Here is a 14,999-nt window from a genome sequence, read left to right as displayed (position 1 = left end):
CTATCATTTAAACTGTAAATTTTTGGAATTATTGCAAGCTAATACGTTTTTTAAAGATTTAAAAAGTAAGCTAGATGGCGACTTACACTACGATAACTTAACGAAAGCTATCTATGCTACTGATGCTTCGGTGTATAGAAAAATACCTCAAGCTGTTGCCTACCCAAAATCGATAAATGATATTAAGCATCTTATCAAATTCTCTAAAAAAAACAAAACTTCATTAATCCCTAGAACGGCTGGTACATCTTTGGCTGGTCAGTGTGTTGGAAATGGTATCGTGGTTGATGTTTCCAAACATTTTACAAAGATATTACATCTTGATAAGAAAGCAAAGACAATAACGGTGGAACCTGGGGTAATTAGAGACGAACTTAATAACTATTTAAAGCCTTATGGTTTGTTTTTTGGACCAAATACTTCTACTTCAAATCGTTGTATGATAGGGGGAATGGTTGGAAATAATTCATCCGGTACAACGTCCATCCAATATGGCGTAACTAGAGATAAAGTGCTAGAGCTGAAAACAATTTTAAGCGATGCCACTGAAGTTGTTTTTGGTGAAATAACTAAAAATGAATTTCATGAGAAAATAAAGTTAAATTCCTTAGAAGGGTCTGTTTATAAAGCTTTATATGAAGAATTATCTTTAGAAACTGTTCAAAATGAAATTCTAGAACAATTCCCAAAACCAGAAATTCATAGAAGAAATACAGGTTATGCTATTGACGAATTGATAAAAACAGATGTGTTTTCGGATAGCTCTGAAAAATTTAATATGTGCAAATTGCTTTCAGGAAGTGAAGGTACATTGGCGTTTACAACTGAAATTACCCTGCAGTTAGATGTGCTACCTCCCAAAGAGAGTCTAATGGTGGCTCCGCATTTTAATTCTATACAAGATTGCTTAAGTGCTGTTGAAACAGTGATGCAACACGATTTACACATTTGTGAAATGATGGATAAAACCATTCTGGATCTAACAAAACATAATAAAACACAAGAAGAGAACAGGCAGTTTATTGAAGGCGATCCACAAGCTATTTTAATGTGCGAAATTAAGGGTGATACTTTAAACGAGGTTCAACTAAAAGCTGAAAATCTGATTAATGCTATTGAAGGTCTGAATTTAAGTTTTTCGAATCCTATTCTTAAAACCGATGATATTGATAAGGCAATCGAATTGCGAAAAGCAGGTTTAGGTTTGTTAGGAAACATGATTGGCGACAGAAAAACAGCCGCTTGTATAGAAGATACGGCTGTTGCCTTGCCGGATTTGGCAAGCTATATCAGCGAGTTTACTAAGTTAATGACAAAATATAATCAGGAAGCTGTTTATTATGCACACGCTGGAGCTGGAGAATTACATCTGCGCCCCATTCTAAATTTAAAGAAAAAGGAGGATGTGGTTCTATTTCGAAAAATCACCACAGAGGTTGCTCATTTAGTTAAGAAATACAAAGGTTCTATGAGTGGGGAACATGGCGACGGTATTGTTAGAGCGGAATTTATCCCATTAATGATTGGTGAATCAAACTATCAGATTTTAAAACGAATTAAAGCAGCCTTCGATCCAGATAGTATATTTAATCCAGGAAAGATTGTCAATGCTTTTCCAATGGATGAAAGTTTGCGCTATGTGCCAAATAGAGAAGAGCCGAAGATTGAAACCTTTCTAGATTTTTCAGATTCCTTAGGAATTCTACGTGAAGCCGAAAAATGCAATGGATCTGGCGATTGTAGAAAACTTCCAGAATTTGGAGGTACTATGTGTCCAAGTTATCGCGCTACTAGAAACGAAAAAGACACAACCAGAGCGAGAGCTAATGCCTTGAGAGAGTTTTTGACCAACTCAGAAAAAGAAAATAAGTTTAATCATAAAGGACTAAAAGAAGTTTTCGATCTGTGTTTAAGCTGTAAAGCTTGTGCTAGCGAATGTCCGAGTAGTGTGGATGTCGCCTCTCTAAAAGCTGAGTTTCTATACCAATACCAACAAGAAAATGGTGTCTCTTTAAGAACAAAATTGTTTGCCTATAACAACCACTTAAACGAGTTGGGAAGTAGGTTTTCAGGTTTTACAAATTTTATGTTTTCAAATGGTTTTACATCGTCAATTTTAAAGAAATCTTTTGGAATCGCTTCAAAACGAAGCTTGCCTTTGATTTCAACTAAAAGTTTAATTAAACATTATAAAAACACTATAAATAAAGAAGATAGATTAAAATATATAAAAACAGTATATTTATTTAATGATGAATTTACCAATCATTTAGATACGCAAATAGGGATAGATGCTTTAGTGCTTTTAAAAGCCTTAAATTACAAAGCTATCATTCTAAACCATATGGAATCCGGGCGTTCATTTTTATCTAAAGGCTTATTAAAACAAGCTAAAAAAGTCGCTAATAAAAATATAGAAATATTTAAAGATAGAATTACGGCAAATACGCCCTTGATTGGAATTGAACCTTCAGCAATTTTATCTTTTAAAGACGAATATTTAAAACTAGCAGAGGATAAAACTTCAGCTAAAAGTATAGCAAAACACTGTTTTCTAATTGAGGAGTTTCTTCAACAGGAAATAATACTGGGAAACATTAAGGCTGAACAATTTACAAAAGAAGCTCAAATAATTAAGTTTCATGGACATTGTCATCAAAAAGCATTGAGTAATCAAAAAACAAGTTTTGATGTTTTGAATTTACCTGAAAATTATGAAGTCACAATTATTCCTAGTGGTTGCTGTGGCATGGCTGGAAGTTTCGGTTATGAAAAGGAACATTATGAGGTAAGTATGAAAATTGGTGAACAGACCCTGTTTCCAGCTATTCGAAAAGCCTCTTTAGAAACCATTATTTCGGCAAATGGAACTAGCTGTAGGCATCAAATTAAAGATGGGACCCAAGTAGAAACCAAACATCCAGTAACAATCCTTAAAGAAGCACTCTTATAATTTTTGTTTCTGTAATATAAAATTTATTTTAGCATACTTGATTCACTAAACTAACATCTAGATTCTATTAAATGGCAGGAAATACCTTCGGTAAATTATTTAAGTTAACCACTTTTGGCGAATCTCACGGAGCAGCTATTGGAGGTATTATAGATGGTTGTCCGTCAGGATTAACTTTAGATATAGAAGCTATCCAAACGGATTTAAACAGAAGAAAACCAGGGCAATCCGAAATTGTTACACAACGTAAAGAACCAGATAAAGTAGAATTTCTATCGGGAATTTTTGAGGGAGTCACCACAGGAACTCCAATTGGTTTTATAATTAAAAACACGAATCAAAAGTCTAAAGATTATTCACATATAAAAGATGTATACCGTCCAAGTCATGCAGATTACACTTATGAAAAAAAGTATGGTGTTCGCGATTATAGAGGAGGAGGGCGCAGTTCTGCCAGAGAAACAGCTTGTAGAGTGGTGGCTGGAGCTATTGCAAAACAGTTTTTAAAAGACGTTAAAATAAATGCTTATACCTCTTCTGTAGGTGAGATTTTTCTTGAAAAACCGTATCAAGATTTAGATTTTTCTAAAACGGAAACCAATGCTGTTCGTTGTCCAGATGCAGAAACAGCAGACAAAATGATTTCAAAAATAAAAGAGATCAGAAAACAAGGAGATACTATAGGTGGTACGGTTACCTGTGTGTTACAAGATGTGCCTTTAGGATTGGGCGAACCAGTTTTCGATAAACTACATGCCGAATTAGGTAAAGCCATGCTTTCCATCAACGCTGTAAAAGGCTTTGAATATGGCAGTGGGTTTTGTGGAGCAAAAATGAGGGGAAGTGAGCATAACGATTTATTCAATGAGGACGGCTCAACAAAAACTAACCTGTCTGGAGGTATTCAAGGTGGAATTAGTAATGGCATGGACATTTATTTTAGGGTGGCCTTTAAACCTGTAGCAACCATTATTCAAAAACAAGAAGCCTTAGATAACTCAGGGAATATTGTTGAAATGCAAGGTAAAGGGCGACACGATCCATGTGTGGTTCCAAGAGCCATTCCTATTGTTGAAGCTATGGCTGCTTTAGTTTTAGCCGATTTTTATTTATTGAATAAAGTTTATAAATAACAAGATATAACGTCTCTCTTTTTAAAAAGAAGAAAACGTATTAAGAATAAAAGAGTTTATGAAAAAACTAGCATTACACTGGAAAATTATAATTGGAATGGTACTCGGTATTATTTGGGCTTTACTATCAAGCTCAATGGGTTGGAGTGCTTTTACTATAGATTGGATTGATCCATTTGGAACCATATTTATTAATTTACTGAAGCTTATTGCTGTTCCGTTAGTTTTATTTTCCATAATTAGTGGAGTTGCTAATATTGGCGACCCATCGAGTCTGGGTAGAATGGGGGGTAAAACTCTAGGAATTTATTTATTAACGACTATTATGGCCATTTCTTTGGGCTTAGTATTGGTAAATGTTATAAAACCTGGAAAACTAATAGATGATCAAAGTAGAATAGATAATAGAATTAGTTATGAAATTTGGGCAGATTCTCAAGGTTATGAAATTAAAGATGGGATAAACTATTTGCAAGATCCTGAGTTTTTTGAACGTGCTCAAGAGATTTCAAACCTATCTAAAAGTGAATTAAAAGAAGCAGCTGTTGAAGATAAACTAGAAACAGTTAAAAAGCGTAAAGAAACAACTCCGTTACAACCTTTAGTAGATATCGTACCCAGTAATTTCTTTCATTCTTTATCAAATAACGGTTTGATGCTGCAAATTATATTTTTTGCTATCTTCTTTGGGGTTTGTTTACTGTTTATTCCTTCAGATAAAGCAAAACCTGTGCTAGTTTTTGTTGATGGTATAAATGAAGTATTTCTTAAAATGGTTGATATTGTTATGCAAGCTGCGCCATTTTTTGTGTTTGCACTTTTAGCTGGAGTAGTAAGTAAAATGGCAGGGGATGATATTGGAAAAGTAGTCGAAATTTTTAAAGGTTTAAGTTGGTATTCTTTAACCGTATTAGCAGGGCTATTGTTAATGATATTTGTAATTTATCCTATTATTTTAAAAGCTTTTGTTAAGAAAATTCCATACAAAGGATTCTTTAAAGCCATGAGCCCAGCGCAAACCTTGGCTTTTTCAACCTCAAGTAGTGCAGCAACGCTTCCTGTAACCATGGAATGTGTTGAACAAAATTTAGGAGTGAATAAAAAAATAAGCAGTTTTGTTTTACCAATTGGAGCTACGGTTAATATGGACGGGACAAGTATGTATCAGGCAGTTGCTGTTATTTTTCTAGCACAATTGCATATGATAGACTTAACCATTGCACAACAAATAACGGTTGTATTAACAGCAACTTTAGCCTCTATAGGTTCTGCAGCTGTTCCTAGTGCAGGCTTGGTAATGTTAATAATTGTATTGGATTCTGTAGGCTTAAATCCGGCCTGGATTGCTATTATTTTTCCTGTAGATAGAATATTAGATATGTTTAGGACAGTTGTAAACGTTACAGGAGACGCAACAGTTTGCTCCATTATTGCGGATGGAGAGAACATGTTAGATTATAATGACCCTCAAAATCCAACAGAAACTTTTGATTTAGATTCATAATCTGATATCAAGTTGTCTGAAATTCTTATTTTTAATTAAACAACAAAAGATAGAATTATGAATGTTTGCTTTTTAATGTACCCTTGGGATGATATAGAACCAGAAAATGATACAAGTTTAGCTTTAATAAAGGAATGTGTTAAAAGACAGCATGGAGTTGCCATCTGTACACCAGCTAATCTAACGATTAGAAACAGTGTTACTAATGCATTTTGCACTGTTATCGGACGTATGGAAAAGGTGCCGGCTTCTTTAAAAGCTTTTTACAAAAAAGCTGAAATTAGAGAGGAAATGTTACCTTTAGCAGGGTTTGATACTATATTCTTCAGAGCTAACCCACCATTGGATCCTATCATGCTTAATTTTTTAGATTCTGTAAAAGACGATGTCTTTATTATTAATTCTCTTGAAGGGATGCGTGAAGCCAACAATAAACTTTATACAGCAGCTTTTGGAGATGCTCATAGTAACATTATTCCCAATACGCATGTATCTAAAAATAAAAATTACTTAATCCGACAAATTAAAGAATCAAAATCTGATAAAATGATTATTAAACCCCTAAATGGCTTTGGTGGTTCAGGAGTCATTCTTATTGAAAAGTCGGCTATGAGTAATATTAATTCCTTGTTAGATTTTTATATTAATAACAGTGGTGATGGGGCATCAAATTATGTGATACTTCAAGATTATATTGAAGGAGCAGATCAAGGAGATGTTCGAATTTTAATGCTCAATGGAGAACCAATAGGAGCTATGAAGCGTGTTCCCGGTTCAGACGATCATCGTTCTAATGTGTCTGCTGGTGGTTCTGTTCAAAAACATACATTATCTAAAGTTGAAAAAGCGCTTTGTAAGCAAATTGGACCTAAATTAGTTAAAGATGGGTTATATTTTGTAGGGATTGATGTTATTGGCGGAAAATTGGTAGAAGTTAATGTAATGTCTCCAGGAGGAATTACTTATATCAATAAGGCTTATAAAAATAAATATCGGGTGGAAGAAAAAGTTATTGACTTTTTAGAAAGCAAGGTTCTAGATAATGTTGAAGCTTTTAATAGACGTTCCCGCTTAAGAAAAACTGTAGAAGATGCTTAATTTATTTAGTAGTTAACAAAAATGAATTCCGAATTATTACTAGCATCTCCAATAGTTTCTGTTGCATGGCTTCAAAAACATTTAAGTCATCCAAATCTTGTCATCCTTAATGCAACTATTCCTAAGGTAACAGGAAATGATACCAACTTGAATGAATATCAGATTCCTTCCACTAGATTTTTCGATTTAAAAAACAAGTTTAGCGATGTTTCTGCACCATTTCCAACAACATTTCCTTCTGAAGAACAGTTTGAACTTGAAGCTCAAAATTTAGGTATCAACAAAAAAAGTACTATTGTGGTCTACGACGAAAAAGGAATTTATTCAAGTCCCAGAGCATGGTGGTTGTTTAAAGCTTTTGGTTTTAATAATATAGCTGTTTTAAATGGCGGGTTTCCAGCTTGGATAAAATCAGACTATCCAACTGAAAATAAACAGAATAATAAAGTTGAAAAAGGTGATTTTAAAGCGAAACTTCAACCAAATTATATGAAATTCTTTGAAAATATAAAAAGGGAAACTCAGGATAACACCCATTTAATCGTTGATGCTCGTTCTGAAGGTAGGTTTAAAGCATTAGAATCTGAGCCAAGGGAAGGATTGCGAAGTGGTAAGATTCCTAATTCTATTAATCTTCCCTATGAAAACTTAATAGATGCTTATGGATTATTAAAATCTGATATCGAATTGAAACAGCTATTTCAACCTTTCCAGAAAAAAACAAAGCACTTACTTTTTCTTGTGGCTCAGGGATTACAGCTTGTGTTTTGGCTTTAGGAGCTGAAATTGCAGGATATGAAAATCTTTCTGTTTATGATGGTTCCTGGACAGAATGGGGAAGTTTAACAAAAGAGTAAATATGCAAAGACTTTCAATTGAACAGATTATTTTAAAAATTAAAAATGGAGAAGTTTTTCATGCGGTTTCAGAGGATTATTCTTTCACTTTAAAAATTGATTCCTATGTGCCTTATGCCTGTGCAGCCATTCATGATGGCCATCAATTTAGAAAGGAATTATGGGAAAACTGTTTGCATTCTGAATATGACAGATGGTATGAAGAAGATCCTCTAACAAAAAAAATGATTGCTTCTCATCCCATTGTTATTGCAGGTTGTGACTCTAGATTTGAATACGATTTAAACAGACCTCCAGAAGAAGCTGTTTTTGAAACAGCTTGGGGAAAGCAACTTTGGAAAAGTCCACTTTCAGCAGAAATGAAAGCAAAAAGTATCGATAAGCATGCTGCTTTTTATAAAGTTACTTCGGCTTTAATTTCCAAACTAGAAGAAACATTTGGGGTTTGCGTGGTGTATGATATGCATAGCTATAATTGGCAACGTTGGGATAGGGAAGTGCCTACTTGGAATTTAGGAACCAGTAATATTGACAACGATCGCTATGGAGCTGACATTGAAACTTGGAGACAAAGCCTTTCTGAAATACAATTACCAAATAATATAGCACAAACGGCTAAAATTAACGACACTTTTCAAGGCAATGGATATTTTTTAAAATTCATTACAAAAAACTATAAAAATACTTTAGTTTTGGCTACTGAAATAGCAAAAGTATATTGCGACGAATATCTGCAAATTATATATCCAGAAGTAGTAGATAAGGTCTCAAAGGAACTAAAAACGAGACTCCCTGAACACGCTTCAGAATTTTATAAAATCCATGCGAAATAAATGATTTCAGAAAAACTTATAGAGAAACACCAAAGCTTGTTTGATATTGACGCCAACTTAAATAGATTGGTTAAAAAAATTGAGATTTTAAACTATATCAATCCCTTAAATATTGAAAGTGAAAAGAAACAGTTTTTCACTTCAAAATTTAACTACGAGCCGCAATTCAAGTATCCAAAAATAAAATTCAACGGATTTAAGCTTCATAGATTGTTTTACTCTCAAAGATTGGAACGTATTCAAGATGAAGATGTAAGAAGTTTATATGAAGATATTATTTATGAATACTCTGGATTGATAGAGTGTATTGAAACCATTAATCAAGGAAGGAAATTTTATTATAATAGTTTAAAAAGTTTTGGCACGCCTACTGAAAAAGACATAGACAATGCGAAATTTATTTTAAGATTTGATGATGCAGAATTTTCTGAAGATATGCTTCCAATGTATTCTGCACATGATGCTATAGATTATTTTGAAGCATTCTCAAAACGTTATGATTTTAAGTATCACGTCAAGCTTTCTACTAATATTTCGGCAGCTGCAATGGTTCAAAATAATGCACAAACCTTGGTTTTAAGAAAAAATCATAAGTTTAGTAAAAACCAATTACAGGTTTTAGCTAATCATGAAATTGGGGTACATATGGTTACTACTTTTAATGCCGTAAATCAGTCCTTACAGATTTTCTCTAATGGATTTCCAAACAATGTGGAAACCCAGGAAGGTCTGGCAGTTTATTCAGAGTACATGTCTGGCTGCTTAACTTTAACAAGGTTAAAAGAATTGTCTTATCGTGTAATAGCTGTGGATAGTTTGATTAAAGGGTATTCATTCTCAGATACTTACGATTTACTTTACAATCAATACAAACTTAAAAAAGATAAAGCTTTTGCTATTACACTTCGTGTTCATAGAGGAGGTGGTTTCACCAAAGATCACTTATACCTGTCTGGTTTGCAAAAAGTGTATCAATATGCCAAACAAGGAAATGACTTGGATATTATTCTTACTGGAAAATCCTCATTAGAATATAAGGATGCAATCTATAAATTGCAGGAATTAGGCTTAGCAAACACCTCTAAATATTATACAGATTCATATTTGCTTAAAGATCAATACAACAAAGATTTAGATTTTATATTGAATAGTTTGAAATAATCTTTCTTTTCACTAAAACTTTGGTCTAATTATCAATTACTTATGTATTTTGTAGAAGATTTTTACATATTTTATTTATAAAACAATTATTTCCATCAGTTCATCGAATTTATAAAAAGACTTATCAAAAACTTATTTAAGTTTACATTAATAAAATAAATGTGCTATGTTTTAGTATTGATATTTTAAATTTATTTTTTAATTTTTTGGTTAGTTGTTAAGTTTACAAAAAAGGTCTTGAATTGATATTCAAGACCTTTTTTATTTGATAGAATTTATTGAATATGTGCTGCTCTACGTCTGTGAATGCGATGTCTTAAAGCTGGAATATTAAATATGATAATAGAAATTATTATAAGCAGATAGCTTAATCCTTGAAGCAAAGTGATTTCTTCATTAAAGTAAAAAATGGCTAGAAAAAAGTTGATTATTGGATTTAAATATATAAAAACACCAACTACAGAAGAAGGCAAGCCTCTAAGCGCATAAATATTTAAAAACATAGGAATTATAGTAAACACAACAGCTATTAAGCCTATCATGCTATAAAAGAAAGAAGTTTTAATAGTGCTAAATTCATAGGTCATGAAAAAAGGGAATAGTAATATAACAGCAAAAAATATCTGAGCAGTAAGTACCATAAAACGATCCATCTCCTGGTTTTTTCGTTGTAAGATTAAATAAGTAGCGTATGAAAAAGCTATAATCATGCTATAAAATAAATCCATGAAGTTTCCTAATGAAAGTAATAAGCAACCTATTAAACTTAATACAACTGAAAACCACTGAAGTTTAAAGAGTTTTTCCTTTAAAATAAGATAAGCTAAAACCATAGTTAAAATAGGGCAAATAAGATAAGCTAAAGATGTGGCACTAACACTTACATTATTCATAACATAGATGAAAATATACCAATTTAACGCTAAAAATAAACCACTAAGCATGTTAATACCAATAATACGGTATTGTACTTTTTTCTCAAAGGATAGAAATAAGGCCTTATTCTTTTTAAGTGCTTTGGGTCTTAAAAACAACGTAATAATCATCATAATAGCAGCTGATAAGACTGACCGGTAGCTCAGAATATCAAAGGCTGTAAAGTTGTCTAAAGATTTTAAAACAACACTAAAAAAGCCCCAAATGGTAAAGGCTGAAATAACAGCAATATAATATTTGGTTGCGTTCATCTTAACGATTTTTAAAGAATTTGCAAATGTATCTTATTATGGTATCTCAAGACTGTTAAAAAGTGTTATTATTTTAAAAAGAAATGCGTGATACTATTTGATAAATAAACAAAAAAAAAAGTCTTGAATATAATTCAAGACTTTTTTTAAAAATATTTAAAAATATTAGTTGTTAAGACTTTCAGCTACTTTTTTAGTATATTCTTGAGCGTTTTTAGTAACATCTTTTGGATCTTCAATTTGAGATGTTACTACAGCAACTAATTGTTTTTCTTCAGGTTGTGCTAAATCGTAAATAACTGTCTCAACTATATAAGTTTTAATAGTTGTTGTAGTATAGGTGCTTGGCACATAACTCCCGAATGTAGAATAAGACATTGGGTGCGCATAGTAACCATAAAAACCACCATAATAAGATGGGTAATAGCTTGGAAAATAACTAGCTCCAGCATAATATCCACCATCTTGAGAAGTTTGAGTTGATTCTCTCATATCTTTTACAACTGTTACAACAATCCCATCGTACCCTTCATTCTCTAAAAAAGATTTAAAGTTTTGTAGCTTTTCTTCTGAAAGTTTTTCATCTGGTAACATGTTTGGAAATTTTCTAAAGCTTTCAGTAGCTTTAATTCCATTGGCACGCATTTGATTAGCCATTTCTTGCTCGAAAGCAATTCTAGCTTGTTTATTCTGAGTTCTAGCAATAACCAATACATTGTTGTCTTTTATAGTGCTTGCTGTTTCCGAATGCCAAGAATCTACAACTTTGATACTAGAGCAACTTGAAATGACAACAAGTAAGGCAAGTGCGAAAATTAATTTAAATGTGTTTTTCATAGTAATTTGTTAAAATATAAATAATTGTTTAAAATAGGTTATTATTAAAAAGTGTATCCAACTGCAATACCATATCTAAATGAAAATGCTGAAAATTTGGATTTATTATTGATTTCAGAAAATCTAAAATCTGAATTTATAAAATCAAGTATACTGTATTCTTCTAAAGCTTCATTTAAATCATCATAAAACTCTTCAGGTAAGTCTTTTTTGTTTTCAATATGAAAATTATATCTACCAGAGCCTGGTCCAGCAATCATAAAATCGATGTTTAAATGTTTTGTTACAGCCAGTTTATACCCTAACATGAGCCCTACAGAAGTTATATCCAATTTCATATCAAACTCCATATCATAAGTTGTACCGTCATCACTCATATATGCTCCAGCTAGATTAGATTTGTAATTAGAGTATTTTAAATAAGCTCCAAAATAAAAACCATCAAGATTATTTTTAGATGTGCTTTTTAAGTAATATCTAATTTCTGGGGCTATTTGAAAACCAGTATAAAATACTTCTTCTGTTTTAATTTGGTCCGTATCTATTCCAGATAGCTTTATAATCCCTTCTTTTCCTTTGTAACCAAGTGCTAAAGCACCTGAGAAATTATTCCATATATAACGTTCATAAGATAATTGATAAACGCCATTTAAAAGTTGTAAAACCTCAAAAGAGACTTCATTTTTAATAAGATTAGCTTGTGGAGATTGCTCTATTTCCTGACTGTTGGCAGTTGAGGATATCAATACCATCAATAATACTAAGCATGTACTTAATCTTTTCATATAGAGTTCAAATGTATTATAAATTTACAAATAAATTTTACTCTAATTTAAAAATTTCGCTTTTAATTTTTGACTAGGAATCATACACTCATTTTGCTTTCCATACCATTTATAACGGTTTTTAGCTATAATACTATATACCCAATTTCTTATAAACGAGGGAATAATTAAAAGTACACCAAGAAGATTGATTGGAAAATTTAATTTAACAGCAATCTTTAATGCAGCAGTAGATTTAAAATACAATTTTTTGTTGTTCTTAAACAGAATTATAGAATCTATCTTAGATGTATCAATATGGTAATAATCTATGATTTTTTTTCCAGCTTCCCCTTGTAAAGGTGCAAACATAAAAATATCGTTTTTATCATGTTTTATTACGTATTGAACGCTGGCGTTACACAGGTTGCAGACACCATCAAAAAGTATTAATTGTTTGTTTTTTTCTAGCTCAATCATATTATCTGGAAGCTTCTACAAGCTCTAATTGGTCCAAGCTTACATTTGTTGTAAAAATACCATAATTAACAATGGCTTTATTTTTTTCTATACTGTCAATACTTCCAACAGCACGACCATCTTCCATACGTACACGATCGCCAACTTTTAACGTAGGCTTAGGTTTTGCTGGTTTTAATGCTTCTTTTTTCTTAGCCTCTTTTTTCTTTACTCTAATGACTTCTACTTTTTTTTCAGCTTCCTGTTTGACTTGTTTTTCTTTAGCTTTTTCTATTTTTTTCTGCTTGGCAGAGACCTTTTTACGTTTCGAGTTTTCGACTTGAACGACTTTAAAAAGTTCATCCATAAGATCTTTTTTCTTTTTGTTTTCGAAGTATTTCTCTGAAAGATCGTTTACTTTCTGTCCTAAATAAATAAGTCGTTGATTACTATCATATAATTCTTGATAGCTTTCTAGTTTTTTTTGAATTTTTGAATTAATCTCTTCTAACTTGTCGGCTTCCGTTTGCTTTTTACGTTCATTAACCTTTAGGGACTGTTCCGTTTTTTCAAGTTTAGAACGTTCTTTTTGAAGTTTTGCAATGGTTCTGTCAAAACGCACCTTTCCTTTTTCTATCTTCTTTTTAGCACGGTTAATTAAACTATAAGGAATGCCATTTTTTTGCGCAACTTCAAAAGTAAAGGAACTTCCTGCTTGTCCTAAAGCTAGTTTATAGATAGGCTCCAAGGTTTTTTCATCGAACATCATATTGGCATTTTGCATATATGGTAGTTCGTTAGCTAAAATCTTTAGGTTGGAGTAGTGGGTTGTAATTATTCCATAAGCTTCTCGATGATAGAATTCTTCTAAAAAGGTTTCAGCTAAAGCACCTCCCAACTCTGGATCAGATCCTGTTCCAAATTCATCTATAAGGAATAAAGTGTTTTTATTGCATTTTTTTAAGAAGTAATTCATCTGCTTTAAGCGATAACTATAGGTACTTAAATGGTTTTCAATGGATTGATTGTCTCCAATGTCTGAAATTATTCTATCGAATAAAAAGACTTTACTTCGTTCATGAACAGGAATTAGTAAACCACTTTGTAACATGAGTTGGAGTAAGCCAACGGTTTTTAAAGTAATACTTTTTCCACCAGCATTTGGCCCAGATATAACTATAATTCGATTCTCCTGACTTAACTCTATGCTTTGAGGAAATGTTTTGGATTTATTTTTTTGATTACTTAAGTACAGTAGAGGGTGATATGCATCTCTTAAAAACAATTCCTTTTCATCACTAATTTCTGGTAAAATTGCATGTAAAGATTTCGCATATTTAGCTTTGGCTGAGATAACATCCAATTCAATTAAAAACTCTTGATATTGTTTTAAAAGTGATAGAAATGGACGAATAAAATTAGTCAAAGACTTTAGGATTCTAACAACTTCTTCTCCTTCTTCATATTCCAGATTATTAAGTTCTCTGGTGTGTTGTAGTGTGGTTTCTGGTTCAATATAAACAATGCTTCCTGTTTTACTTCCACCCATGATGGCACCTTTAACCTTACGTCTGTACATGGCCTTTACTGCCAATACACGTTTGTTATCGACTACAGATTCGCGGATATCATCTAAATAATCTAACTGATGATAATTATTTAAAGCCGATGCAAAACTTTGATTTATTTTACCTTTTAGTTTATTTATTTCTTGTCTTAATTCTGAAAGGAGTGGAGAAGCAGAATCTTTGACATCTCCAAATCTGTCTATTATAGTATCTATTTCTTCAATAATGACTTTTGTGACCTCAATATTTGATGCATAAGCATATAATTTTGGGTAATATTCCTCAAACTTTTTTAAGAATGTGATAATCTCGTTTGAAGTTATTGAAATTGCAACAATTTTCTTCAAACTATGAGCTTCTAAAAAGGTGTTTTCTATTTTTAAGAGTTTTAACTCTTTTGAAATAGTTTCAAAACCATGATTAGGAATCCGGTTGTCATTATAAAATGAAGCTAAAAATTCATTTGTTAGAGTTAAAGCATTAAAAACAGATTCTTTAGTTTTAAAAGGTTCTATTTGTAAGGCTTGTTCATGACCTAATGCTGTCACGCAGAGCTCACTAACCTGTTGCAAAACAGTTGAAAACTCTAAGTCCTGAAGGGTCTTTTTATGAATATGTATCATTGATGTGTGCTTCAAAAAAAAG

At 32.0% G+C, this 14,999-nt stretch carries 12 protein-coding genes; 7 read left to right on the top strand and 5 right to left on the bottom strand.

Features of this window, described 5'->3' with window-relative positions:
- Positions 1 to 22: 22 nt before the first annotated feature.
- The 7 genes from OS191_RS02505 (at position 23) to OS191_RS02475 (ending at position 9,539) form a co-directional block, all read left to right on the top strand.
- Positions 23 to 2,953 (top strand): FAD-binding and (Fe-S)-binding domain-containing protein, encoded by a 2,931-nt coding sequence (locus OS191_RS02505; protein ID WP_267154133.1) that lies wholly within the window; start codon positions 23 to 25, stop codon positions 2,951 to 2,953.
- Positions 2,954 to 3,024: 71 nt separating this feature from the next.
- Entirely contained in the window at positions 3,025 to 4,086 is a 1,062-nt protein-coding gene (gene aroC / locus OS191_RS02500) for a chorismate synthase (protein WP_267154132.1), read from the top strand.
- A 58-nt stretch (positions 4,087 to 4,144) separates the two neighbouring features.
- On the top strand, positions 4,145 to 5,590 hold the full coding sequence (locus OS191_RS02495; RefSeq protein WP_267154131.1) for a dicarboxylate/amino acid:cation symporter: 1,446 nt from the start codon (positions 4,145 to 4,147) through the stop codon (positions 5,588 to 5,590).
- A 57-nt stretch (positions 5,591 to 5,647) separates the two neighbouring features.
- Positions 5,648 to 6,688, top strand: a complete 1,041-nt coding sequence (gene gshB, locus OS191_RS02490) for a glutathione synthase (protein ID WP_267154130.1) — start codon at positions 5,648 to 5,650, stop codon at positions 6,686 to 6,688.
- Positions 6,689 to 6,709: 21 nt separating this feature from the next.
- Positions 6,710 to 7,465, top strand: a complete 756-nt coding sequence (locus OS191_RS02485; RefSeq protein WP_267154129.1) for a sulfurtransferase — start codon at positions 6,710 to 6,712, stop codon at positions 7,463 to 7,465.
- 82 nt (positions 7,466 to 7,547) lie between these two features.
- A complete protein-coding gene (locus OS191_RS02480; protein ID WP_267154128.1) occupies positions 7,548 to 8,378 on the top strand; it encodes an N-formylglutamate amidohydrolase in 831 nt (276 codons plus the stop codon).
- Positions 8,379 to 9,539 (top strand): peptidase MATCAP family protein, encoded by a 1,161-nt coding sequence (locus OS191_RS02475; RefSeq protein WP_267154127.1) that lies wholly within the window; start codon positions 8,379 to 8,381, stop codon positions 9,537 to 9,539.
- 275 nt (positions 9,540 to 9,814) lie between these two features.
- Here OS191_RS02475 and OS191_RS02470 read toward each other — a convergent pair whose 3' ends face one another.
- The 5 genes from OS191_RS02470 to OS191_RS02450 form a co-directional block, all read right to left on the bottom strand.
- On the bottom strand, positions 9,815 to 10,726 hold the full coding sequence (locus tag OS191_RS02470; protein ID WP_267154126.1) for an EamA family transporter: 912 nt from the start codon (positions 10,724 to 10,726) through the stop codon (positions 9,815 to 9,817).
- A gap of 165 nt (positions 10,727 to 10,891) precedes the next feature.
- Positions 10,892 to 11,563, bottom strand: coding sequence for a hypothetical protein (locus OS191_RS02465; RefSeq protein ID WP_267154125.1), 672 nt, complete (start codon positions 11,561 to 11,563; stop codon positions 10,892 to 10,894).
- Positions 11,564 to 11,607: 44 nt separating this feature from the next.
- Positions 11,608 to 12,348 carry a DUF3575 domain-containing protein gene (locus tag OS191_RS02460; protein WP_267154124.1) on the bottom strand — a complete coding sequence of 247 codons (741 nt, stop codon included), beginning with the start codon at positions 12,346 to 12,348 and terminating at the stop codon, positions 11,608 to 11,610.
- A gap of 42 nt (positions 12,349 to 12,390) precedes the next feature.
- On the bottom strand, positions 12,391 to 12,807 hold the full coding sequence (locus OS191_RS02455; RefSeq protein WP_267154123.1) for a thiol-disulfide oxidoreductase DCC family protein: 417 nt from the start codon (positions 12,805 to 12,807) through the stop codon (positions 12,391 to 12,393).
- Position 12,808: 1 nt separating this feature from the next.
- Complete coding sequence (locus OS191_RS02450; RefSeq protein ID WP_267154122.1) at positions 12,809 to 14,977, bottom strand: endonuclease MutS2; 2,169 nt, start codon at positions 14,975 to 14,977, stop codon at positions 12,809 to 12,811.
- Between the last annotated feature and the right edge of the window lie 22 nt (positions 14,978 to 14,999).

It is taken from the genome of Xanthomarina sp. F2636L (assembly GCF_026410195.1).
Lineage (GTDB): Bacteria > Bacteroidota > Bacteroidia > Flavobacteriales > Flavobacteriaceae > Xanthomarina.
This window is presented reverse-complemented; position numbering and strand designations above follow the sequence as displayed.

What these genes read in the sequence shown, in the direction of transcription:
- aroC (WP_267154132.1), top strand. Translation starts at nt 3,025, where the DNA reads ATGGCAGGAAATACCTTCGGTAAATTATTTAAGTTAACCACTTTTGGC.
- OS191_RS02495 (WP_267154131.1), top strand. Translation starts at nt 4,145, where the DNA reads ATGAAAAAACTAGCATTACACTGGAAAATTATAATTGGAATGGTACTC.
- gshB (WP_267154130.1), top strand. Translation starts at nt 5,648, where the DNA reads ATGAATGTTTGCTTTTTAATGTACCCTTGGGATGATATAGAACCAGAA.
- OS191_RS02485 (WP_267154129.1), top strand. Translation starts at nt 6,710, where the DNA reads ATGAATTCCGAATTATTACTAGCATCTCCAATAGTTTCTGTTGCATGG.
- OS191_RS02480 (WP_267154128.1), top strand. Translation starts at nt 7,548, where the DNA reads ATGCAAAGACTTTCAATTGAACAGATTATTTTAAAAATTAAAAATGGA.
- OS191_RS02475 (WP_267154127.1), top strand. Translation starts at nt 8,379, where the DNA reads ATGATTTCAGAAAAACTTATAGAGAAACACCAAAGCTTGTTTGATATT.
- OS191_RS02470 (WP_267154126.1), bottom strand. Translation starts at nt 10,726, where the DNA reads ATGAACGCAACCAAATATTATATTGCTGTTATTTCAGCCTTTACCATT.
- OS191_RS02465 (WP_267154125.1), bottom strand. Translation starts at nt 11,563, where the DNA reads ATGAAAAACACATTTAAATTAATTTTCGCACTTGCCTTACTTGTTGTC.
- OS191_RS02460 (WP_267154124.1), bottom strand. Translation starts at nt 12,348, where the DNA reads ATGAAAAGATTAAGTACATGCTTAGTATTATTGATGGTATTGATATCC.
- OS191_RS02455 (WP_267154123.1), bottom strand. Translation starts at nt 12,807, where the DNA reads ATGATTGAGCTAGAAAAAAACAAACAATTAATACTTTTTGATGGTGTC.
- OS191_RS02450 (WP_267154122.1), bottom strand. Translation starts at nt 14,977, where the DNA reads ATGATACATATTCATAAAAAGACCCTTCAGGACTTAGAGTTTTCAACT.